The following is a 1,031-nucleotide window of genomic DNA, read 5'->3' on the forward strand; positions in this document are numbered from 1 at the left end:
GCATTCGACCAGATCGATAACGCGCCGGAAGAAAAAGCTCGTGGTATCACCATCAACACTTCTCACGTTGAATACGACACCCCGACCCGTCACTACGCACACGTAGACTGCCCGGGGCACGCCGACTATGTTAAAAACATGATCACCGGTGCTGCTCAGATGGACGGCGCGATCCTGGTAGTTGCTGCGACTGACGGCCCGATGCCGCAGACTCGTGAGCACATCCTGCTGGGTCGTCAGGTAGGCGTTCCGTACATCATCGTGTTCCTGAACAAATGCGACATGGTTGATGACGAAGAGCTGCTGGAACTGGTTGAAATGGAAGTTCGTGAACTTCTGTCTCAGTACGACTTCCCGGGCGACGACACTCCGATCGTTCGTGGTTCTGCTCTGAAAGCGCTGGAAGGCGACGCAGAGTGGGAAGCGAAAATCCTGGAACTGGCTGGCTTCCTGGATTCTTACATTCCGGAACCAGAGCGTGCGATTGACAAGCCGTTCCTGCTGCCGATCGAAGACGTATTCTCCATCTCCGGTCGTGGTACCGTTGTTACCGGTCGTGTAGAACGCGGTATCATCAAAGTTGGTGAAGAAGTTGAAATCGTTGGTATCAAAGAGACTCAGAAGTCTACCTGTACTGGCGTTGAAATGTTCCGCAAACTGCTGGACGAAGGCCGTGCTGGTGAGAACGTAGGTGTTCTGCTGCGTGGTATCAAACGTGAAGAAATCGAACGTGGTCAGGTACTGGCTAAGCCGGGCACCATCAAGCCGCACACCAAGTTCGAATCTGAAGTGTACATTCTGTCCAAAGATGAAGGCGGCCGTCATACTCCTTTCTTCAAAGGCTACCGTCCGCAGTTCTACTTCCGTACTACTGACGTGACTGGTACCATCGAACTGCCGGAAGGCGTAGAGATGGTAATGCCGGGCGACAACATCAAAATGGTTGTTACCCTGATCCACCCGATCGCGATGGACGACGGTCTGCGTTTCGCAATCCGTGAAGGCGGCCGTACCGTTGGCGCGGGCGTTGT

General features: G+C 54.0%; 1 protein-coding gene. It reads left to right on the forward strand.

The genetic code is table 11. From position 1 onward, the window contains the following. On the forward strand, positions 1 to 1,031 hold a 1,031-nt coding region (gene tuf / locus K0778_RS26360; protein ID WP_000407797.1), incomplete at both ends, for an elongation factor Tu.

The organism is Escherichia sp. XD33, assembly GCF_019375075.1.
Classification (GTDB): Bacteria; Pseudomonadota; Gammaproteobacteria; order Enterobacterales; family Enterobacteriaceae; genus Enterobacter; species Enterobacter flexneri_A.